The organism is Micromonospora sp. SD19, assembly GCF_054462275.1.
Map to the genome: position 1 here is coordinate 104,466 of NZ_JBTLMN010000008.1, position 22,187 is coordinate 126,652.

Annotated in this window: 12 protein-coding genes; 4 read left to right on the plus strand and 8 right to left on the minus strand. The window is 69.7% G+C overall.

Annotation, left to right across the window (positions count from 1 at the left end; genetic code table 11):
- Positions 1–28: 28 nt before the first annotated feature.
- The 3 genes from ACX27O_RS24170 to ACX27O_RS24180 all read right to left on the minus strand — a co-directional run bounded on the left by ACX27O_RS24170 (position 29) and on the right by ACX27O_RS24180 (position 13,745).
- A complete protein-coding gene (locus ACX27O_RS24170) occupies positions 29–6,439 on the minus strand; it encodes an RHS repeat domain-containing protein (protein WP_458940167.1) in 6,411 nt (2,136 codons plus the stop codon).
- Between the two features lie 128 nt (positions 6,440–6,567).
- On the minus strand, positions 6,568–12,957 hold the full coding sequence (locus ACX27O_RS24175; protein ID WP_458940096.1) for a carboxypeptidase regulatory-like domain-containing protein: 6,390 nt from the start codon (positions 12,955–12,957) through the stop codon (positions 6,568–6,570).
- A gap of 266 nt (positions 12,958–13,223) precedes the next feature.
- Positions 13,224–13,745 (minus strand): DUF6232 family protein, encoded by a 522-nt coding sequence (locus ACX27O_RS24180; protein WP_210859425.1) that lies wholly within the window; start codon positions 13,743–13,745, stop codon positions 13,224–13,226.
- Positions 13,746–14,245: 500 nt separating this feature from the next.
- Here ACX27O_RS24180 and ACX27O_RS24185 point away from each other — a divergent pair, with 500 nt between their 5' ends.
- A complete protein-coding gene (locus ACX27O_RS24185; RefSeq protein WP_030333320.1) occupies positions 14,246–15,223 on the plus strand; it encodes a C40 family peptidase in 978 nt (325 codons plus the stop codon).
- A gap of 73 nt (positions 15,224–15,296) precedes the next feature.
- Here the strand turns inward: ACX27O_RS24185 and ACX27O_RS24190 are convergent, their stop codons facing one another.
- The 4 genes from ACX27O_RS24190 to ACX27O_RS24205 form a co-directional block, all read right to left on the minus strand.
- Positions 15,297–16,286: a sigma-70 family RNA polymerase sigma factor gene (locus tag ACX27O_RS24190; protein ID WP_030333318.1), complete on the minus strand. Its 990-nt coding sequence runs from the start codon at positions 16,284–16,286 to the stop codon at positions 15,297–15,299.
- 378 nt (positions 16,287–16,664) lie between these two features.
- On the minus strand, positions 16,665–17,606 hold the full coding sequence (locus ACX27O_RS24195) for an N-acetylmuramic acid 6-phosphate etherase (protein WP_081883877.1): 942 nt from the start codon (positions 17,604–17,606) through the stop codon (positions 16,665–16,667).
- Positions 17,603–18,517, minus strand: coding sequence for a MurR/RpiR family transcriptional regulator (locus ACX27O_RS24200; RefSeq protein ID WP_030333314.1), 915 nt, complete (start codon positions 18,515–18,517; stop codon positions 17,603–17,605). Before ACX27O_RS24200 ends, ACX27O_RS24195 begins: the two co-directional genes overlap by 4 nt.
- 74 nt (positions 18,518–18,591) lie before the next feature.
- Entirely contained in the window at positions 18,592–19,608 is a 1,017-nt protein-coding gene (locus tag ACX27O_RS24205; RefSeq protein ID WP_030333312.1) for an NAD-dependent epimerase/dehydratase family protein, read from the minus strand.
- Positions 19,609–19,792: 184 nt separating this feature from the next.
- On the opposite strand from ACX27O_RS24205, the gene ACX27O_RS24210 reads away from it, so the two are divergent.
- A complete protein-coding gene (locus ACX27O_RS24210) occupies positions 19,793–20,485 on the plus strand; it encodes an SDR family NAD(P)-dependent oxidoreductase (protein ID WP_357638773.1) in 693 nt (230 codons plus the stop codon).
- On the opposite strand, the gene ACX27O_RS24215 is transcribed toward ACX27O_RS24210, so the two are convergent.
- On the minus strand, positions 20,470–21,138 hold the full coding sequence (locus tag ACX27O_RS24215) for a nucleoside/nucleotide kinase family protein (protein ID WP_156057602.1): 669 nt from the start codon (positions 21,136–21,138) through the stop codon (positions 20,470–20,472). The two genes, ACX27O_RS24210 and ACX27O_RS24215, sit on opposite strands and share 16 nt — an antisense overlap.
- Before the next feature lie 182 nt (positions 21,139–21,320).
- Between ACX27O_RS24215 and ACX27O_RS24220 the strand changes: the two genes are divergently transcribed.
- Together ACX27O_RS24220 and ACX27O_RS24225 are read left to right on the plus strand one after the other, a co-directional pair.
- Positions 21,321–21,905, plus strand: a complete 585-nt coding sequence (locus ACX27O_RS24220; protein ID WP_030333306.1) for a nucleotidyltransferase family protein — start codon at positions 21,321–21,323, stop codon at positions 21,903–21,905.
- Entirely contained in the window at positions 21,902–22,177 is a 276-nt protein-coding gene (locus tag ACX27O_RS24225; protein WP_030333304.1) for a hypothetical protein, read from the plus strand. The genes ACX27O_RS24220 and ACX27O_RS24225 overlap by 4 nt, the downstream gene beginning before the upstream one ends.
- The last annotated feature ends 10 nt before the right edge of the window (positions 22,178–22,187 follow it).

Consider the following 22,187-nt stretch of genomic DNA (forward strand, 5'->3'; position numbering starts at 1 on the left):
CGACCGGTTGCCAGCTACTGACCGCGGTTCACCATTTCAGCGGATCGGTGAACGGAATGTCCTGTTGCCAGGGTGCGATGCCGCCGGGTGCCGACACCCCCCACCAACCGAGTTGTCCGGCAGTGCGGCCTCCGCCCGCCAGCATCGCTCCGCCGTCCCAGGTGCCGCCCGGTTTGAACTGCTGCCGCCAGGTCAGGCTGTAGTCCTGGGTCGGGTTGCGGGCGCTGCGTGGAGCATGGACTGTCGCCCCGGAACGGGTTGTCTTGAACAGCCGCACGCCTGGGATCTTGGACGAGGCATAGTCGATCGCCATACCGGTGAACATCCGTTCGACGTTGTCCTGGGTCCAACCGCTCTTCGAGGACTGGACGTCGAGCATCCGGCCGCCGAGGGCGACCCCGAGGCCGACGGCACCGGCGACCGCGCAGACCCCGGCGGTGGCGACGATGCAGACACCCACGCCGAGCGTTCCGACGGTGCCGGTGACCCAGTCGCGGTTACCGCGCCACCACTTCTTGGCGCCCTCACCGCCGCTGAACAGGCACTTGAAGTCGCGGAACTTGCACGTCGGGCCGTCCAGCTCACCCTCGGGCTTCGCCGGCACCGGCACTGTCGGGCAGGCCGGCGTCGTCGGGATCTGCACCCGGGGTTTCGGGCTGCTGGCCGGGCCAGCCACCGGTCCGGAGAAGTTGAGCGCCACCCGCCAGACGTGCACCACCACGCGGGCCACCAGCCATACGCCGGGCAGGCCGGCGTACTGCATCGGGATCCAGTACGCCGTGCCGCCGACCCCGCCCAGGCACTGCGACCCGCCATATCGGCAGAACAGGTAGTAGTCGGCCCGGAAGTGGTAGCGGTAGCCACCCTTGGTGCTGGTCCACCGGTCACTGCCGACGTACATCCAACTGCCGCCGGGCTCCCGTCCGCTCGGGTCGGAGTGGGTGATGGGGCTGTTGCCCGAATAGGCGTAGCCGTTCATCTGCTCCGGAGCGTCCTCGTTGAACACCGGGTCGATGCTGACGAAGCGGCCGATCACCGGGTCGTACTCGCGCGCGCCCAGGTGGACGAGGCCGGTGTTGTCGACCGTCCCACCCACGAAACCCTTGCTGTTCGGCCAGGCCGGTTGGCCGCCGCGCGGAGTGCCGTAGGGGGTCTGCCGGCGTACGGTGACCTGCTGGTCGCTCTCTCGCACCGAGACCTGGGCGGTGCCCTGGTGGTCGCTCGCCAGCCACACCAGGCCGGCAGTGGTACGGGAGGCGACCGCCTGGCCGGCGAAGGTGTAGTAGCGGGTGCAGGTCTTGCTCTGGTCGGAGTTCCGGTACCGCAACTCCTGGCCGGCGAGGTACAACGTCTTGCCGGTCGGGTCCTTGCGGATCAGTCTGTTGCCGTCCGCGTCGTAGATGTAGCTGGTGGTTCCGGTGCTGTCGGTGCTGGTGGCGAGCATCCCCTCCGGGTCCCAGGTCAGGGTCTGTTTTCCCGCGGTCGGCGTCGGCCGCGTCAGGGTGTTGCCCGCCTCGTCGTACGTGTACGCGGCCGTCTCGGTGACGACACCGTTGACAGTGGTGCTGGTGCCGTTCAGCGCGTGCGGCAGCGACGATCCGCCCGCCGGATACCCGTACGTGTAGCTGGTCGTCCGCTCACCGGAGGGCGCGGCACGGTCGATCTCCGTCATGCGACGCCCCGCCGGGTCGATGTCCCACTTCAGCCAGTACTTCGCGGGGCCACCCAGCGTGGCCACTGTCGGTGCCGCGTCGCAGTCGCCGTTCGACGGGGTCCACGCCTCAGTCAACTGCCCCCGGAAGTCGTGGCTGAAGCACTGGTTGTCCGCCCCGCCGACCGCGGCGAGGTCGGACATCTTCTTGATGTTGCCGACCTCGTCGTAGCTGTAACGGACGTCGGTGATGGTGTGCGGCGCGACCGAGTCCCGGTCAGTGCGACTACCGGTCAGCCGGCCGGTCTCGAGTTCGTAGGAGAAGGAACGGAAGAACCGCGACCCGGTCTCCGAGTAGAGGCCGGTGTACATCTCGTACTGGTCGACCTTGCCGAGAGCGTTGTAGTCCGTGTCCGCCACGTAGCTGGACTGCGGTTGCGCGCCGTAGAGCGTGGTCATCTGCTTCGGCAGACCGTTGACCGGGTCGTAGTGGTTGAACACCGTCTCGATTGGAAGGTCGCCGGTCTGCGGGTAGGCCGAGGACGCGACGCTGCCGTCCACGTTGTAGGTGTAGGCGAAGTTGTAGGTGCCGTCGAGCCCCGTCTCCGAACTGGGGATGATCACTTGCGTTCCGGTGGGTTGGTACGCGTCCGTGTAACCGGTGATCTTCACCTGGTACGGCGCGGAACCGACCATCCGCGTGCTCTGGGAGAGCTGCCCCTTGGCGAGGGTGTCGTAGACCCACGCCGCCCGCTGCGGCCCACCGACCTGGTCCTCGTAGGTGGCCCGCTTACGACCCAGCGGGTCGTAGACGTGCACGAGCTTCTTGCTGCGGGCGTCGGTGCTGGAGGTGACCCGGTCGGCGTTGTCGTAGGTCATGGTCGTCGAGCCCTTGTCCGGGTCGTTCCGACTCACCTGGCGACCGCGTGCGTCGTACCCGAACGTCCAGTGGTTGCCGGCCGGGTCGGTCACCCGGTCCAACTGACCCTTGGCGTCGTACCGGTACCACGTCGACTCGTAACTGCCGGTGGGCGTGGCGCCGTGGAACTGCCGCAGCTCCACGGTGCGGCCCAACGCGTCGCCGACCTTGGAGGTGACCGTTCCGCCGGACGGCGGGGTGACGTCGACGCGGTCACCGGCGTAGTAGGTGCGGGTGCGGTAGCGCTCGACACCGTACGGCTGGAAGATCGATGCGGTAGGTCGGCCGGCGCCGTCGTACTCGGTGCGCATCTGACTCGGCACGAACGCCTTCTCGGTGGCGGTGACCAGGGTGGTGCCCGGTGTGCCCGACGCGTGGTAGGCGCTGTACGACGTCGCCTCCCTGCCGGCGGTGTCGTAGAACGTGTCGGTCAGCAGCCGCCCCCCAGACGGCGAGGCCGCCTGGGTCTGTCGTTTGCGCAACAGCCCGTCGTACAGCTCGTAGGCGGTGACCTGGTTACCGGCGGGGTTGAGCGCACGGGTCGTGATCACGGACGGGGCATCGGCCCGGATCAGGTACTCGTAGCTGGTGTTCGCCGACTGCGTCGCCTTGTCCCGGCCCGGCTTCCAGACGCCGGTGAGACGACCGAGTCCGTCGTAAGCGAGTTGGGTCACCTTGCCGTTCGCGTCGGTGATTCTGGTGGCCAGCCCCCACCCCGGCTCCTGTTCGCTGGTCGTGGTGTGACTGAGCGGGTTGGTCACCACCGTCTTGGTCAGCGGACCACCGCTCGCCGGGGTGTAGGTGGTGGTGGACCGGAAGTCCATCGCGTCCCAGGTCTCGGTGACCCGGCCGTACGCGTCGAACGCCGCCCGGGACACCGTCACGAATGACGGGACGCCAGCGGTCCAGGCCGACATCTCCTCGTTCCGGCTGACCTCACCCCGCGTCGGCGCGACTCCGTGGGCGTTGCCGTCGTACGAGATCCGATCAACCGAGATGACCTTGTCCGCGGTGAGGGTGGTCGGGTTGGTGGCGTCGGCGCAGCTGACCGCGTAGGTGGACCGGGTGTGCGGCTGACCGATCAGCCAGTTCGTGGTGTTGTTCGCGTACTCGGTCTTCACACACTGCTCGTCGCCGGTCTTGGCGGTGTCACCCCGGTCGTCCACCCGGGTGGGCAGGCCGTCGCCGTCGAAGGTGGTGTACTGCGAGGTGACCCGCTCGCCGCGTCCGGCGTCCAGGGTCACCCGGTTGTGCTTCCCGGAGACGTCGACGAATCGCGCCTCGACAAGGTCGCCGTTGATGGTTCGGGAGGCGGTGGCGGCGGACTGCCACGGCTCGCTGACCTCCCGGGAGATCACCGGGCCGCCGGGGCCGTCGTGCGTGGTCTTCTCCCGCTCCATGCCGGCGTAGGCGTCCTCGTCGTTCACCGTCGGCACGCCTGTTCCGGTCACCGGCACGTTGCGGGTCCCGGACGGCTGCTTGTCGCCGTGCATGCCGCGGAAGTACTTCGTCTCGACGTAGGTCTGCTCGCCCGGGTCACCGACGGTGACACCGACCTTCTCGTAGCCCCGCCACACCGACCAGGTCTTGTCCTTCTTCCCGATCAGTCCGTCGTCATCGGCGTAGTGCCACGCCGGATCGCCGAGGTAGCTGTACTTGTAGGCGGTTCGCGGGCTGCCGTTCGGTGGTACGCCACCGGTGTGGTCGATCTCGTAGATGGTGGTCACCACGTACTTGTGGAACCAGTCGGTGACCGGGTTGGGGTACCCCTCCGGTGTCCAGCGGACCGGGTAGCAGCGCAACGTGTTGTTGTGCGCGGCACTGGGCATCCGGGATCCGATGACGCAGTCCGGATCGGAGTACGTGACGTTCACAGTGCCACCGCTCTCACTGCGGATCGCCGCGAGACGCATCCAGTTCATCGCGGCCGAGTGGTCGATGGTGTCCACCCGGTTGCTGAGCTGCGTCTCGGTGAATTCGATGTCCGGTATTGAGGTGGTGGTGCCGACCAGTCCCTGATGGGAGATCTTCTTCAGGAACAGGCCCGCCCTGGTGCCGTCACCGGGGTCCGGGAAGGTGTGGGTGAGCGTCCATCGCTCCACGTTGCGGTAGGCGCTGCCATCGCGGACCTGGGTGGTCACCGCCGACAGTCGCTTCTTCGACCAGAAGGTGGGCGCGCCGATCAGGCAGGAGTCGCCGGTGCACTCCTGGTCCCAGGGAGTGTCGGGCCAGTGGGCGGCGTCGTGCTGGGAGCAGTCGTTCAGGCAGCGGTCCGCCGTGGTGAACTCCACCCGCATCGGCGCGGCCACGCCACGGTAGAGCGAATCGGTGCGGACACCGCCGACCTCGGTGCGGTTGTCGGTGCCGTACTCGATCCGGGTCAGGTAGCCGCCCCGGGTGTAGGAGGCGACGTCGTCAGCGCTGTTGTTGCGGGCGTAGCCGTTGGACTCCTTCGCGTACCAGAGCGACATGCTGTTGCCGTGCGGATCGACGACGTAGTCGAGGTTCCACCGCCACGCCTGCATGCAGTCCGAGGCGGCGAAGCTGGAGCCCCGGCAGGGCTCGTTGGGGTCGTTACCGAAGACCGGGACCGTCCAGGTGGAGTTGGTCACCGCCTTGTCGCTGGTCCAGCCGGCCAGCTTGTGCCGACCGAACCAGTACTGGGTGCCGTTGGTGGTGGTGACCTTCCAGTACTCACCGTCGTTGTCACCGTTGCCGTACGACGTTCCACCGACGATGCGCTCGGCCCGGGTGCCGTCGTCGCGGCGCGGGTGCCAGTACCCGTCGGTGGCGTTGTAGATCAGCTCACCGCCGGAGCCGCCCAACGACAGCGTCGCGTTGTTGGTCTCCCAGCACAGGTCACCGGTCTTGGTGGCGTTGTTGTTGCTGTCGCCGTCCATGTCCTGACCGCAGGAACGGTAGCGCCGTTCGATGAAGTCACCGGGCACGAACTCGAACCCCTCGCCCACCCAGGACGGCTGGTTGTTGGAGGCGGCGTGCCGGCCGTCGACGCTCTGCGCGGAGTAGGACAGCTTCATCTCCGGCGTCGGGCCGTTCAGGCCCGGGGGGTTGCGCATCGGGTACGACCAGGTGAAGTCACCGGAACTGCTACCTGCCGACCAGGTCGCCGACGGGGACAGACTCGTGGCACCGTAGTCGCCGGCCGCACCGGAGGGACCGGCGGTCAGGGCGAACAGACTTCCCTGCGCGGCCAGGTCGAGGCCGCCCTTCTCGGTCAGCCGAGGCTCGACCGGCACGGTGGCCGTCGCTGTCCGCGCGGCGAGGTCGTTGCGAGTCGGCAGAACTGTGCCGGCGCACTCCGGGCGCTCCGGGCTGCCGAGCGCACAGGCGGGCAGGGAGACCAGGCGAAGTCTGCTCGCCCAGTCGGCACCGTACGCGGTGGCGAATGCCCGGTAGTCGACGCCGAGTTCGACGGTGCCCCGACCGGTGGCGCCGTCGGCCCGGGCGACCCGGATCAGGACCCCGCGGATCCGGGCCTGCTCGGCGGCCCGCTGGTCGAGCACGCTGACCCGGACCCGGCTCGGCACCGAGCTGGCACCGCGCGCGGTGGCCTCGGGACGGTTCACCCGCACCGGCAGCGTGCCGGCTCGGGCTGGCGAGGCCATCCGGCCCTGCGCCGGTGCCGCGGGCAGGTCGACCTCGGCGGTGCCCGCCGACGGCCACCGGGGGGCCGGTTGCGCGGACGCCTCAGGCACCGCCGCCGTGGCCGGCGCCTTGCCGGCGGGTGCGCTACGCACCGGTACCGCCTTGACCTTCGCCGCCTTCGGTGCGGCGAAGGGTTCCGGTGCCGCTGCCCGGGCCGGTGGGACGAACAACGTCGTGGCAGTTAGCGCCGCCACCAGAAGCATCACGAAGAATGCCCAGGTTCGGCTGGTTGTGGACGACGACACGGGCCCGTGTGTGGGCAGGCTCGACTGCACCGGGTTACCTCCGGAAGGGTCCGAGGAGCTACGGCAGTTGCGGGAACCGGCTGTGGTCAGGAAGCGGGTGGGTTGATCCGTAGGCCAAGGCCGGCACGGAGTACCGGTTGCCGGTGGGTGTACTGAAGAGCTGCTGTGCCGTCGGCACCCTCGATGCCGATCGTCGCCGCGCCACCGCGCTCCAGGAACGTCCCGTCGAGGTCGGCGTACGCGAAGCTGTATCCGCCCGCCTCGTCGAAGATCAGCTGGAAGGTGACCCGACTGTTGGGGTCCTCGTAGGAGTGCACGTTGCGCCACTCGATGACGAACTGCCGGTTGGGTGCCGCACCGCGCAGCGCGGTCCGGACGCTGGCCGAGGAGTCGACCACCCAGTCATGCCAGAACGGGTAGATGCCGCTTTGTGGGCTACCCGCCGACGGGATCGGATAGGGGTACGGGAACGGCTCGTCCGGGTTGGCGAAGCTGACCAGCCCGTTGGTGTCCACCCAGGCCGAGCTGACCGACTGCCCGTACAGCGTGACGGGGAAGGGCAGGTCGACCCGGGTGTCCCGGTCGTCACCGCTCAGGGACAGCACCGTGCCGTCCGCCGGGGTGTAGGTGATCGGTTGTTCGGCGATGGTGTAGCCGGCGCCGGCCGGAGTCGCCGCCGTCGGGAAGTTGACGACCCGATCGGCACCGGCGCTCACCGTGGCGTGCTGCACCGAGGAACCGTTGCAGGTACCGGTGGCGCTGGTGGCGATCACCGCGTACGAGCCGCTGGGGACGCTCGTGACCTGGTAGCTGCCCGTCGCCGAGGTGACGGCGGTCTTTCCGGCGACCGCCACTGTCACGCCGGCCACCGGAGTTCCCTGACAGCTGACCGTGCCGGACACCGTGCCCTGCCCGGGTGGGCTGGGCCGGAAGGTGACGCCCTGGCCGCTGGTGAGCCGGGCCTCCCGGTGCAGGTACTGGAAAGCCGTGTTGCCGGCGGCGTTCTCGATGCCGATGGTCGCCTGACCGCCGCGCTCCCGGGCGTCAGCGGGGTCGATGTCCGCGTAGGCCAGCGAGATGTCGCCGTTCTCGTTGAAGATGACCTCGAACGACGCGCGGTACGCCTTGTTGCCGGAGCGGTACACGTTGCGCCATTCGACCACCCACTGCCGGTTGGGGGCCGTGCCGCTGACCTTCGTGGCGATCGCGCTGGATGCGTCGACTCCCCAGTCGTCGTAGAACGCGTACACGGCGTTGTCGATCGTCCCGCCCGGCTCGTCGTACGGCAGGGGGGTTGGCATCGGCTTGTCGGTGTCGATGCCGTCGAGGCTGCTGAAACTGATCAGGCCGTTGGCGCTGATCCAGGCGGAGGTGTGCGTCTCCCCGTAGAGGGCGATCGGGAAGGGCGCGGTCTTCTGCCAGACCTTGTCGTCACCGCGCCACGTCTCCACCACGTCGCCCGGGATGAAGGTGACCGGTCCGGTGGTGCAGGAGTAGCCGAACTCGTCACCGTTGGACATCACCGAGAGATCGAGGTCCTGGGTGCCACCACCGGGATGGTTGACGAACTGACGGGCGTACTGCCCGACGCACCGGTTGTCGGTGCCGACCGCGGCCACCACCTGCTCGCCGATGGGCACGTTGGCGAACTGGTAACCACCGTCGGCCGCGGTGACCGTCGTGCGCCCGCCCGGGTCGAGGGTGACGGTGGCGCCGGCGATCGGCTCCCCCGTTCCGGCCGTCGTCAGGGTGCCGCTGATCGAACCCGGCGGCGCCGGGGTGAAGGTGATGGACCCGTTGCTGACGGCCGCCGGCTCCATGAAGGAGTAGACCTCCGCGACCGAGCCGGAGGCGCTCTCGATGCCGATGGTGGCGCTGGAGCCCTTCTGGACGATGTTGGTGAGAGTGCCGTAGTGGAAGCCGATCCGTCCGTCCTCGTGCAGCGTCGCCTCGAAGCTGACGTTGTAGCTCGCGGTGAACGTCTGCAGCGACATGTTGGACCACTCGACCACGTAGGTGCGGTTCGGCGCGGCGCCGATGGTCTTGGTACGGATCACGCTGCCGGATCCGATACCGAGCTGGTCGTCCCAGAACGGGGCGATGACGGAGTTCGGCGCGTCGACCCGCGGCATGTCGGGGTTGATGACCGTGATCGGAGCGGCGTCGAAGCTGATCAGTCCGTTCGTGTCCACCCAGCCGGTGGTGTAGGTCTTGCCGTGCAGGGTGAAGGGGAACGGCAGGTTCACCTGCGCGGTGCCGTTGGTCAGGGTCAGCGGCGTGTCAGCGGTGACATAGCCGGACGCGCCGACGACGCAGCTGTAGCCGAGGCTGCCGTAGTCGACGGCGAGTTGCAGCGCCCGCACCGTGTCCTCGGTCAGGTCGACCTGGCTCTCCGCCGACGGGCCGCACCTGTTGTGTTGCGACGACGAGATGGTGTAGCTGTCGGCGACCACGTCGGCGAAGCTCCAGGCACCGCCGGCGCCGGTGGTGGTGGCCAGACCGGTCGGGTCGAGGGTGACGGTCGCGCCGACCACCGGGTTGCCCGCCGGGTCGACGAGGGTGCCGGAGAGATCGTGCTTCTCCAACGGCTCGGCCGTCACCGGAACCGCGAAGGTGATCGCCTGACCGGTGGCCAGTGCCGGAGTCGCCGTCGAATACACCAGGCCGTCGTCGCCACCGGGTGCCTCCATCCCCACCACCGCGTTGGCCCCACGCTCAGCGTCGTTGTCGAGCTGGTCGTAGTTGGTGGTGACGGTGCCGTCGGCGGCCAGCAGGACCTGGAAGGAGAGCCGCTGCGCGGTCGACGACTTGCGATGCACGTTTCGCCATTCGATGACGAACTGTTCGTCGGGGCCGGTTCCCACCGTCCCCGTACGCACGCTCGCCGAGGCGTCGACAACCAGGTCGTCCCAGAACGGGGCGAGCAGGCCGTTCGGATCGGCCGGGGCGGGCAGCGCCCCACCGGTGTACGGGTGGGATCCACCCGGGTCGGTGAAGGAGACGAGACCGTTGGTGTCCACCCAGGCGCTGCGGTACGCGTGGCCGTAGAACGGGAACGCGAAGGGCAGTGCCACCTCGCCGACCGCGTCGTCACCGGTCAGCGCGAGCGCGGTGTCGGCGGCGATGAACTGCTTCGCCGAGGTGGCGCAGGTGTGCCCCTCGTCGTCGCGATACCGCTGCATGAAGATGTCGACACCGAGCCCCTGGCCGTCGATCTCCCACGGGCCGCTGGTGCCGGTCAGCCCGCAACGGCCACCGAAGGACCCGACGAGGGTGTAGGCCCCGGGCGCGAAGTTGCCGAGGTTGAACGCCCCTTCGGGGCCGGTGGTCGTCTGCGGGCCACCTGGTTCCAGTCGCACCGTGGCACCGGCCAGCGGCAGCCAGTTGTCGTCGTAGACGGTGCCGTAGACGAATGCCGTCACCTTGACGGTGAACGACGCCTGGGTCATTGCGCCGGTTCGGCCACCGTCGTCCTGGGCCGCCACGTAGATCAGGCGTTCTCCCGTGACGGTACCGACGCCGACGTCGACGGTGGCGGTCCCACCGGCGGCCGTCGCGTTCGCCGTGCTGCCCAGCGCGGTGTCGCCCACGCTGTACCGGAACTTCGTGATGTTGGTGTCGCCGCCGGCGTTGAAGGTGACTCGGAGCTGCCCTCCGGCGGTCACCTCGGCGCCGTTGGGGAAGGAGACCGCCGGCTGCAGGGGCACTGCCAACGCGGCGAGCTTGGCCGCGGTCTCGACGAGGTTGTAGACCCGGATGTCATCGACGGCACCGGAGAAGAGCCCGTCGTCGGCGCCGTCCCACCTGCGCTTGCCGACTGTTATCGAGCCGGTCGCGTGGAAGCCGCCGACCAGCGTCGTCGTCGCGGTCTGGGCCACCCCGTTCACGTAGAGAGTCATCTTCTTCGTGGCACCGTCGTAGGTCGCCGCGATGTGAGTCCACTTGCCGGCGGTGGCCGCCGAGTTGGACAGCACGTGGTACAGCGTGGTGTTGATGGTGTCCGAGGCGGACATGGTGAACCGCCACCGCTGGCTCGCGCCGGAGTAGCCCAGACTGTAGGCGTGCGACTGGGTGCCGTTGGCACTGAGCACGGCCTGGTAGCCGCTGGTCGGCACGGTCGGCAGCCGAACCCAGGCAGCCACGGTGAAACTTCCGTCGGTACGGACCGGGGTGGCCGCGCCGGTGTCCGGGTTCGGGGTCATCACCGTTCCGGTCAGTGAACCCGTCGTGCTGCCGTTGAGGCTGAGCGCGGTGCCGACACCGGCCCGACCCGGCGTCCGGGTTCCCGACGGCGTCAGGGTGAGCGTGTTGCCGTGGCCGGTGGCGTCGACAGCCGTGTTCCCGGTCTCGTCGAATGTCCAACGGGCGGCCGGACCGGACCCGGCCCGCACGCTGAACGTGTAGGTCGCCGGGACGAGCGAGTACCGACCGGAGTGGTCCCGGGACCAGACGCGCAGGGTGTTCACCCCGTCGTGCAACGGAATGACGCTGATCGAGGCACCGAAATTCGACTGGGCCGGCACGTTCACCGCATCGGTGAGCACGCCCGAGTCGAGGGTCCAGGCGTACTCCTTCACCTCGTACGGGCGCTGCGTCGGCGGCGCCACGGTGAACACGCCCGTCACGCCGACCCCGCCGCGCGGCGTACCGTCGTTGCTGTAGGTGGTGGAGCTGAGGCCCCCGGGTTCCTTCGGCGGCGTGGCGTCCACTGTGAACTCACAGGTGCCGGACCAGTCGCTGTTGACCGAGCCGTCCGACGTGATCGCCTGCCACACGTAGGTGGTGCCGTCCACCAACCTGCCGGACGGGATCTGCTTCGACACCGCGGACGGGTTGCCCGACGCCTGGGAGATCTTGTTGGTCTCGTTGCGCGAGCCGCCGAGCGGCCACCAGTAGAACCACGTCGTCAGGGACTGCTGCGAGCTGTCCGGGTCGGCCTGCTTGACCGACAGGTACGGGGTGGCGCTCAACACGTACGGTCGGGAGCTGCCGACGGCGCACGGCTTACCGTCCGACTTGTGTCCCGACGGCGGGCTGGGCTTGGTGTTGTAGGTGATCGCCAGCTTCGGCGTCGAGTGCTTGAACCGCTTCCACTGGTTCTTGGTGCCCTCGTCGACCGCCCGCAGCCCGACTGTCAGGTCCGCCCAGCCGCTCTTTGCCGCCCGGTCGACCATGCGGGTGACGTCGAACTCGATCGTCCCGCTGCCCAGACAGCCGTGTGCGCCGCCAAGCTTGCGGTTGGCCGCGGTCTGAGCGGTGTAGCTGCTGTCCCAGCTCGGCTGGTTGTTCCAGGTCGTGGAGGACGAGATCTTCCCGGTGAGCCAGAGCTTCGCGTTGGACTTCGGGTTGCAGGTCCAGGAGTGGAGCTGCTCGATCCTGAACTGCGCCTTGCTAATGATCTTGCCCTTGACCGCGCTGGTGTTCATCCGGAACAGGGATCGGATGATGTGGTCCGCGCAGCCGTCACAGTCCTCGGTCCGACCCGCTCCGGCGGCGCCGTAGGTCGACGCCCGCTGAAGGGCGGTGGTGTTCTGCCAGAACGAGCTGGACTTGTGCTTGCTCCACACCGACGTCCAGGCGTTGCTGGCAATCCCCCCGGTCCACGACGGGTCGATGTAGATGGGCAGCTTGGTGCGCGGGTCGTCCAGCATCGCCCGGTCCGGCACGATGGTCAGGGAGTCGCGGCCGACCGTCACCGGCATCACCGCGCGCCGGGTCACCCCGGCGGTGCCGGCTGGTGCGTCGCTCGATCGGGCGCCCTGGCCGGCGAGGTCCGGCTCCGCGCCGGCGACGGTGGCGTCCCACATCAGCGGGGCGGGCGCACTGAAGACGTCCCGGCCGCTCCCGTCGCGGGCCGCCAGACCACCGCCGGCCGCCGGACTGACAGTCACCCCCTTGCCGGCCAGGCCGAAGCGCAGGGACCGGAGCTTCGGGTTGGCCGCCGCCTTGCGGGTGTGCACCACCAACACCTCGGAGAAGCCGAGAGCGCCGGCCGTCACGCGCAGGTCGACCTCGGGCAGCACGTTGCGGTAGACGGCGGTGGAACCGTCGAGCACCGGCGCGGGCAGTCGACCGGGCCAGGACATCGTCAACTCGCGCGCACCGTCACGCAGGCGAGCCAGCGGTGCGTTCTCGCCCCCTGGGGAGAAGACCATCGGGAGCACCGACGCCCTGGGGGTGAGCCCCTCCGGGGTCGCCTTGAGGGCGGTGTCCACCGGCACCCACGAGTCGCCCTTGCGCACCCGTACGGGCTCGATGCTCTGCTCCAGGGTGAGCGATCCGTCGGGGTTGAGGAATGTCTGCGCGTATTCGGTGCGCTCCGACAGGATCTCCACCTGCCGGTCGCAGGTGGCGAGCATCGCGCGTGCGCTCTTGGCGTCCGGTTGGACGTCGACGCAGGCAGCGGCGGGCGTGGGCGCGGCCGCGCGGGCCGGAGCCGCAGGTGGGACGAGCACCGAGGCCGGCAGGAGCGCCATGACCAACAGAGCGGAACCACGACGACGAATGCCCCAAAAGGGCGTGCGACGCCCACCATGAACGACCATGAACAGCCCCCGTGTTGATCGATCCGCCGGTGCGGCGCGCTCAACATACTGAGCGGATCTTCAGTTTTCAATATTCAAGATCAGTGAGTTCACGCCTGATGCGTCAAGCGCCGAAACACGGCCTGCTGGGGCGTAAGGGTCCGCACCGCCCAGACTGGTCAGCCCGCCGGAGGATCATCTGGGCGGATCGGGGCGCGTCAGCGGTTGGGCCGCCACGGGTCCGCTGCGGCGAGCGGATCGACCCAGCCGCCGTAGCGGTTGACCTCCCGGGCCCGCAGCAGCGACCGGGTGACCTGGCCGAACTGCCGTTCGTCGTCGGCGCTGAACAGCAGCACCTCCGTCCCCCGATACCACCCCCACAGCTCGTGGGGCGGCGGCCGCCAGCGGTCACCGACCACTGCGAGCGCGGCCGGGAGCAGGAACACCGCACCGAGGATCAGGTACGCCTCGGCGGTGAGACGTTGCAGACCGCCGGTGAAGCCGAGGAGCACCCCCACCCCGCCGAGCATGCTGGCGGTGAGGACGACGGCCCGGACGGCGATCCGGTCGTGCGGGCCTCGGGTGGTACGCAGATGGGTCAGGTCGGCGACCCGGTAGCTGTTGCGACCGACGGTGAACCGGTCGACGGTCACGATGATGCCGGGCCGTGCGTACAGCAGGGTCGACCGGGCGCCCGGCACCGTTCGCGGCGGTCGCGTCTTTGCGCCTTCACGATTCACGGTTCCTCCCGCAGGGGACGGTGGGCCGGGTGGACCGCCAGTGACAGTCATCGCCACCTGCCGACGGGATTCCCGGCTCCGGACTTCATTGTGTTTCGGCATTGCCAGTCGACCTGGGCATTTGCGGGCTCCCGACAGCTCGCCCCGACGGGTGACATCGCCGAGAAACAGCATCCATTTCGGGTTTTATCGGTTATGGCGACCAGGAAACCGGCGTCATGCGCCGGGAACGACGAAAGTCGCATATCCGTCAGTGGCCCTCGAAAAGGGCTATGTCCGCCCCTTCTGAGTCGTCATCAGCCACGATGACGCCACCCAACACACCGGCAACGACCGGCAACTCCGCCAACTTTCGCCACTGCTTCAACTGCGAGTGACATCCGTCCCGGGTTAGGTTGGGCGAGCCGGTCCGGCCCAGTGCCGTCCGCCCGGATGGCCCCGGCCGGTGTCGTCGCGGGCAACAGCAGCCCCGGCGACCGTGGGAGAGGGGCCTTTCGCTCTTGTCATCCCTGAGAAATCTGCTGCGCACCGTGGCGCTGGTCGGCATGTCCGCCGCGCTGATCGCCCCGACGGCGGTGGCCCAGGCCGAGCCGTCCCCCGCCGAGCTGACCCGCCGGATCGAGACGTCCTCGGCGGAGCTGGAGCGGGTCGTCGAGTCGTACAACAAGCTGCGTGAGGAGATCAAGACGAACGAGGCCGCAGTGGCCCGATTACAGGCCCGCATCGGCCCGCTCGAACAGCAGGTCGAGCAGAGCCGGGCCGACGTCGCCAAGATCGCCTCCACCGCGTACAAGAGCGGCAGCCTGCGCACCGCTGACGCGCTGCTGCGTCCCGGGGGTTCGGCCACGCTGCTGGACCGGCTCGGCACCGTCGAACAGTTGACCCGCCAACGGCAGGCGAGCATCTCCGGCTTCACCGCCAGTCAGCAGCGACTGCTCGACGAGAAGGCCAGCCTGGACGCCACGCTGGCCCGGCAGGCCGCGCAGGCTCGCCAGCTCGCCGCGGGTAAGAAGCAGATCGAGCAGGACCTGGCCAGGCTGTACGAGCTGCGCCGGCAGGCGTACGGGGCCGCCACCGAGCGACCCGAGCCCACGGCGGCGAAGAACGAGGCGAAGAACGTGCCCGCCGTGTCCGGCGCCGCCGGCACAGCGGTGCGCTACGCGTTCGGCGCGATCGGCAAGCCGTACGTGTGGGCAGGCGACGGGCCGAACGGGTACGACTGTTCCGGGCTGACCTCGGCGGCCTGGCGGGCGGCCGGGAAGTCCCTGCCGCACAACACCCGGATGCAGTGGAGCGCGGTCACCCACATCGGGCGAAGCGACCTGAGCCCCGGCGACCTGGTCTTCTACAGCGGGCTCGGGCACGTCGCCCTCTACGTGGGCGGCGGCCAGGTGATCGACGCGCCCAGCGCCGGTCGCAACGTGCTCAAGCGCGGCATGAACATGATGCCCATCCAGGGCTACGGTCGGGTTCGCTGACCACGCTCGGCAAACGGCGAACGGCCGGCGTCCCCCTATCGGACGCCGGCCGTTCGCCGTCATTACTACCAGGTCAGGCTGCCTGCAGCCCCTCTGCCCGGGCCAGCTCACGGAGCCGGCCGAGGGCCTGGATCTCCAACTGCCGGATCCGCTCGCGGGACAGCGAGAACCGGGACGCGACCTCGGTGAGCGAGTGCTCCCGGCCGTCCTCCAGCCCGTAGCGGGCCCGCATGATGCCGGCGGACCGGTCGTCGAGGTGGTTGAGCAGCCCTTCGATGCGCTGCCGCTCCAGGCCGCTGAGCACGATGTCCTCGGGCGACGGCGCGTCACTGTCGGCGACCAGGTCGCCGAGGTTCGTGTCGCCGTCGTCACCCACCGGGGTGTCCAACGAAACGGTGTCCTGCGACCAGCGGCGCAACTCGTTCACCCGCTCGACGGTGACGCCGAGGGAGGCGGCGATCTGCTCCGGCTCCGGGTCGCTGCCCAACTCGCGGGTCAGCTGCCGCGCCACGTTGCGCATCCGGTTGACGTCCTCCACCAGGTGCACCGGGAGTCGGACGGTGCGCTCCTGCTGGGCGATCGCCCGGCTGATCGCCTGCCGAATCCACCAGGTGGCGTAGGTGGAGAACTTGTATCCACGCTCGTAGTCGAACTTCTCGACCGCCCGGACGAGGCCGGTGTTGCCCTCCTGGATCAGGTCCAGCATGGGCATCCCGGAGCGTACGTAGCGCCGGGCGATCGACACGACCAGCCGGAGGTTGGCGCGGATGAAGAGGTCCTTCGCCCGCTCCCCCTCGACGACCAGCCACTCCAGGTCAGCCCGGTCGACACCGGCGGGAACGGCTTCCTCACCGAGCAGGTGCTCGGCGTAGAGGCCGGCCTCGATCGCCTTGGAGAGATCGACCTCCTTGGCGGCGTCCAGCAGTGGCGTCCGGGAGATCTCGTGCAGGTAGACGCCGACCAGGTCGCGCTCCTCGGCAACCTCGTCGGTTCGCATGCCGATGTTCTTGTCCACGTTGCCCACGGTCCCCTCGCTCGCGCCGGTTGCCCGGTTCCTTGCCATTTCCCACGCCTGTCAGCCCCTGGTAACTTCTGCTGTGCCCATCGGTGCTGACACCTACACAACAGATGAGACGTGTCGGGGATTCCTCGCCGTGAGTCGAAAGTGTCACGAATGCCTGAGTAGTAGCTGAGAGCACGGTCCATGTTTGCTGTCAGCACCCCATCGGGTGGGCTCACCATTGGGCACCACGTACGGGTTACCGCACCATGGCAACACCGCCCGCCGCGGGGGACAGCGACCCGGGTCACCACCACGATGCGATCCTGCTCACTGCCAGATACGCACCGGTGAACCGGTCGGTTCATCCACGGGGGTGTTATTACCCCCGGGCCAGATGAACAATCCGAAGCCCCGTTCGCTTCCCGGGGGTGGGCGGCGTTAGGAGGCGAGCAGGGCGAGGGCGCCGCGCACCTGGTCCGCCGAGCGGGCCAACGCGGCCCGGGCGGCGTCGATCTCGGCGCCGGACACGAGGGAGACGAGCGCCGTCTTCAGGTCACCGTCGGCCTCGGTGAGGGCCCGCCGGGAGATCTCCTCCGAGCAGCCGGTGGCCTCGACCAGAATTGAGATCATTCGTCCGCGGAGTTTCGCGTTGGTGGCCACCATGTCGATCATGAGGTTCGAGTAGACCCGCCCCAGGCGCACCATGACGGCGGTCGAGAACGTGTTGAGCACCAACTTCTGCGCGGTGCCCGCCTTCATCCGGGTCGACCCGGTGACCACCTCGGGTCCGGTGTCCACCCCGATGAACACGTCGACCGACCGGGCGGCCTCCGCCTCCGGATTGGCGCAGAGCAGCACCGTGGAGGCGTCGATGGCGCCGGCTGCGGCGAGCGCCCCGAGGACGTACGGGGTGCGTCCGCTGGCCGCCAGACCAACCACCAGGTCCCCGGCACGGACACAACTGGCCGCTTCGACCGCGCCGCCCCGGTCATCGTCCTCGGCGTCCTCCACAGCCCGCCACATGGCGTCCGGGCCGCCCGCGAGGTGTGCGCAGAACCAGTGCCGGGGCGAGTTGAAGGTGGGGGCCAGCTCGGCCGCGTCGATCACGCCCAGTCGGCCGGAGGTGCCGGCACCGAAGTAGTGCACCCGGTGACCGCCGCGAAGCGCCTCGACCGCCAGGTCGACGGTGGTGGCGATCTCGTCGAGCACCGCGGCGACAGCGGCGGGCACCCGCCGGTCCGCGTCGTTGATCACGGTGAGCACGTCCCGGGTCGACATCAGGTCCAGGTCGACGCTGAGCGGGTTACGCCGTTCGGTCGGAGCACCCACCCGGACCGTCGGGCGAGCGGGCGGTGCGGGCATCTCCGCACCGGCCGTCATGCCCGCCTCCGGTTGGCACCCACCCGGTGCGACTGGACCGCCTCGGCGGTCGCCTCCAGGGCCTTGCGGGCCCGGGCACGGTTGCGGGCGGCCACCCCGACGAAGAGGCAGTCGACCACGGTGAGCTGGGCCAGCCGGCTGGCCGTCGCGCCGGAGCGGTAGGTGGTCTCCCGGGCCGCCGTGGTCAACACGAAGTCCGCCACGTCGGCGATCGGCGAGCGCGGGAAGTTGGTCAGGGCCACTGTCGCGGCACCGCGCGTGCGGGCCTGCTCCAGCACCTCGATCACGTCGGAGGTGGTGCCGGTGTGCGAGATGCCGATCGCCACGTCGCCCCGGCCCAGGAGGGCGGCCGAGGTCAGCGCGGTGTGCACGTCCGGGAAGTAGAAGGCGATCCGCCCGATGCGGTGCAGCTTCTGCTGGAAGTCCGAGGCGACGAAGCCGCTGGCGCCGGCGCCGTAGATGTCGATCCGACCGGCGCCGCTGATCGCCTCGACCACCTGCTCGCAGACGGCAGGGTCGAGTTGCTCGGCGGTCTCCTCGACGGCGCGGGCGTCGTTGAACGCGATGGTGGCGATGATCTGGGCGAGGTCGGCGCCGGGCGGGATGTCACCGCCGACCACTCGGGCGTCCGGTGGCTCGATCCGCCGGGCGGCCTCGGCGGCGAGGCGGATGCGCAGCTGGGGGTAACCGTCCATGCCCACCGAACGGCAGAACCGGATGACGGTCGCCTCCGACGTCTCGGCTGCGGTGGCGAGGTCGGTGATTGTCCGCCGGGCGGCGGCCGCCGGGTCGGAGACGACCAGCCGGGCGACCCGCTGCTCGGCGGGCGACAGCGATGGCAGCAACCCACTGATGTGGACGATCAGTCCACCGGGCTCGTGACTCGCAGAAATCTTCGGACTCTTCGCCACGGGTGAAACTTACTTTCACCAGGCGTGAGCGTCAACTATGACTGTCCGGTAGGGAAAAGTGTCGGCAGCCGGGATCACCGGTCCCGCACAGCCTGCCACTCCCCCAGGACCACCGCCTCATCCGCCGGGTCGAGACCACCCTGCCGTACGGCGGCCGGATGCGCTGCCATCCAGGACGCGGTCGCCCGAACGGTGTCCGGCAGCGGACGGACCGCCAGCCCGGCGTGCAGAGAGGGTCGGGCGTCGCGGTCCATCAGGCCGCCGTACTCCGGCAGTCGCACCCACAGCGGCAGCGCCCGCTCCCCCGACCACTCGCGGACGTCGTGGGAGATCAGGAACTCCTGATCGACCCAGGTCAGGGCGGGTTCTGCCAGGTCCAGCCCGGCCGCGACCCCGGCCAGCAGGTCCGCCCGGGTCATCGCCGGTCCGATGCCGTCGTACGTGCCACCGAGGCGGGTGCCGGCGGCGTGCAGCAACCAACCCGCCAGGTCGGCGACGTCCACGAACTGCACCCGGTCGGTCGGCGCTCCGGGGGCCAGCACCTCACCACCGGCCGACAGCCGCCGCACCCAGTACGGGAAACGGTCGCTCGGGTCCTCGGCGCCGACGATCAACCCGGGCCGGCAGATGAACGAACGGTCCACCCCCATCCGCCGCCGGACCAGCTCCTCGATGCTCACCTTGCACTCGCCGTACCAGCGGTGATCCGGGCCGACCGGACCGTCCACGTCCGCCGGGGCGGCCGGCAGCACGGGCGCGTCCGCGACGCTCTGGCCCGGGGTGGTGTTGTCCGCGTACACCGAGATCGTGGACACGAACGACCAGTGGCCGACGTGGTCGGCGAGCGCGGCGAGCGCGTGCCGGGCGTGACTGATCTGGCGGGTCACGTCGATCACGGCGTCGAAGCCCGCGTCGGCCAGCGGGGCGAGCGCCTGCGGATCATCGCGGTCGACCGGGACGAACCGCGCCCCGGCCGGCACGACACCGGACACTCCCCTTGCCGCGCAGGTCACCTCGTGGCCCTGCTCGACGGCGAGCCGGGCCGTCGCCCGGCCGAGGAACTGGGTGCCACCCAGGATGAGGATCCGCATGCAGCGATCCTGCGCCCCCAACACCCGACCAGCCCAACCCCTCTGCCCACGGCAGACGGTGATCGTGAAGTTGTTGCCACTCAGGCCCGGCGTGTCACGGCAACACCTTGATGATCGACGCAGGGGTGGCGAGGGCGGGGGCGGGAGCGTGGGGTGGGGGTGGATGGGGGCTAGCGTGGGGGGTATGGCGGAGCGCAGCGTGGTGGTGACCGGAGGTACCGGCGGGCTCGGCGGGGCGGTCGTCACCGCGTTCGTCGAGGCGGGCTGGCGGGTGGTCGTACCGCAGCGGGAAGCCCGGCCCGGATCGGAGCCGGCGGCAGCGGGGGTGGTCCCGGTGGTCGCGGACCTGGCCGACCCGGCGGGTGCGGCGCGGGCGGTCGAGGCCGCGCTCGGCGAACCGGCGGCGCCGCTGCGCGCGGTGGTCAACCTGGTCGGGGGGTACGCCAGCGGCGGGCTGGTGCACGAGACCCCGGTCGAGGAGTTCGAACGGATGCTCACCGTCAACCTGCGGCCGACCTACCTGGTCACCCGGGCCGCGCTGCCGCACCTGGTGGCGTCCGGCGGCGGCGCGGTGGTCTGCGTCTCGGCCCGCGCGGCGATCGCCCCGTTCCGGGGCGCGGCCGGCTACTCGACGGCCAAGGCGGCGGTGCTGGCCTTCGCCAACGCGGTGGCGGTGGAGTACCGGTCGCAGCACGTGCGGTGCAACACCGTGCTGCCCAGCGTCATCGACACCCCGGCGAACCGGGCCGCGCAGCCCAACGCCGACCATTCCCGCTGGGTGACCCCGGCCGAGATCGCGCCGGTGATCCGGTTCCTCGCGTCGGACGAGTCCGCCCCGACCAGCGGCGCCACCGTTCCGGTCTACGGGCGGGCCTGAGCCGCCACCGACCCCAGGTCGTCCCCGGCCGGCGCGGACGACGGCAGCCAGGTCTCCAGGTGCGCCTGGATCTGCTCGGTCACCTCCTCGGCCGGGCGGCCCGCGTCCACCACCACGAAGGTGGGGTACTCGGGCAGCGCCCGGTAGGCGGTGTCGGCGGCGGTCAGCCACCCCATCGTCTCGTGATCGGTGCCGCGTTCCTCGATGCGCCGGTATGCCTCCGCCGGGTCGACGGAGAGCAGGAAGGTCACCTGCGGCGTCGGGAACAACCGGTAGCCGGCCCGGGCGAGCCGCTCCCAGCGCTGCCCGCCGTGCGCCCGGATGCTCGCGTACTGGCAGGCCGAGTAGCGGTCCATCACCGCCGTCCGGCCGGTGAGCAGACAGCTGATCAGGGCGATCGCGATGGCGAGCCAGCGCAGCACCGACTCCACGGCCAGCACGCCGTCGCGCCCGACGAGCCGTTGCGCGTCGGGCCGGCCGAGTCGGTGGGCGAGCCGGGCGAGCCAGCGCCGGCCACTGGCGTTGCGCCGGTACCTGGCGGGTCGCCCGGCGGCGGTCAGCGCGTCGGCCAGCCGGTGCGCCTGGGTGGTCTTGCCGGAACCGTCGATGCCGATCAGGGCGACAGTGCGCAACCGGGCCTTGCGTCGTCGCATCCCCGATGATCTGGCCACTCTCCACAGATTATCCGACCGACGCACCCGCCCCGCGAGGTTTGTCATGCTTCATCCCTGTTGACACCCGACCGCGACACCGGCAGGTGTGGCCGACCGGAATGCCGGGTACCGGACTTTGAAATCCAACCGCCGGTCCACCAACACGACGACGGAGGAACCAGATGGCTGAGCGCGGGGACGAGAGTCTTGTGCACACCCTCAAGAAGGTCGCCGCCGTGCTCAAGCAGTCCGAGATTCCGTTCGCCCTGGGCGGCAGCTTCGCCGTCTACGCCCACGGAGGCCACTCCAGCGATCACGACGTCGACTTCCTGATCCGGGAAGTGGACGTGGAACAGGCGCTGCAGGCCCTGGTGGCCGCCGGTTTCGTCGCCGAGCGCCCACCGGAGGACTGGCTGGTCAAGGTCTTCGACGACGGCCGGATGGTGGACCTGATCCACCGGCCGATCGAGACGCCGGTGACCGAGGAGACGTTCGCCGACACCGTCATCCGGCCGGTGGACGCGATTCACATGCCGGTGCTGTCCGCCACCCAGCTGATGGTGCACAAACTGCTCAGCTTCTCCCAGCACTACTGCGACTTCGCCCGCGGCCTGCCGCTGGCCCGCTCGCTGCGGGAGCAGATCGACTGGGAACGGGTACGCAAGGAGACGCAGCACTCGCCGTACGCCGAGGCGTTCCTGGTGCTGCTGGACCGGCTGGAGGTGGTGCCGGCCGCCGGCACCCAACCAGGAGAGGGGACATCGTGACCCACCATCGCGACATCGACACCGGGCCACCGGACGAGTACGTCGAAGCGGAGATCCAACGGTTGCTCGTCGAGGACCCCGCCGTCGCCGAACAGGGGATCACCGTGATCCGGCGGGAACGCGCCCTCGTGCTCTACGGCGAGGTGGAGAGCCCGCACCGGCGGGAGGAGATCCTGCGTCTGGTGTCGGAGCGCTTTCCGGACGTGCCGGTCACCAGCGACATCGGGGTGATCCGCGCGCAGGCGCCCACGGAGATCGAGCAACTGCCCTGAGGGAGGTTCC

Bases quoted from the DNA above. Each gene is read 5' to 3' on its own strand.
- ACX27O_RS24170 (WP_458940167.1), bottom strand. From the start codon at position 6,439: ATGCTTCTGGTGGCGGCGCTAACTGCCACGACGTTGTTCGTCCCACCG.
- ACX27O_RS24175 (WP_458940096.1), bottom strand. From the start codon at position 12,957: ATGGCGCTCCTGCCGGCCTCGGTGCTCGTCCCACCTGCGGCTCCGGCC.
- ACX27O_RS24190 (WP_030333318.1), bottom strand. From the start codon at position 16,286: ATGGCAAGGAACCGGGCAACCGGCGCGAGCGAGGGGACCGTGGGCAAC.
- ACX27O_RS24195 (WP_081883877.1), bottom strand. From the start codon at position 17,606: ATGACGGCCGGTGCGGAGATGCCCGCACCGCCCGCTCGCCCGACGGTC.
- ACX27O_RS24205 (WP_030333312.1), bottom strand. From the start codon at position 19,608: ATGCGGATCCTCATCCTGGGTGGCACCCAGTTCCTCGGCCGGGCGACG.
- ACX27O_RS24210 (WP_357638773.1), top strand. From the start codon at position 19,793: ATGGCGGAGCGCAGCGTGGTGGTGACCGGAGGTACCGGCGGGCTCGGC.
- ACX27O_RS24215 (WP_156057602.1), bottom strand. From the start codon at position 21,138: ATGCGACGACGCAAGGCCCGGTTGCGCACTGTCGCCCTGATCGGCATC.
- ACX27O_RS24220 (WP_030333306.1), top strand. From the start codon at position 21,321: ATGGCTGAGCGCGGGGACGAGAGTCTTGTGCACACCCTCAAGAAGGTC.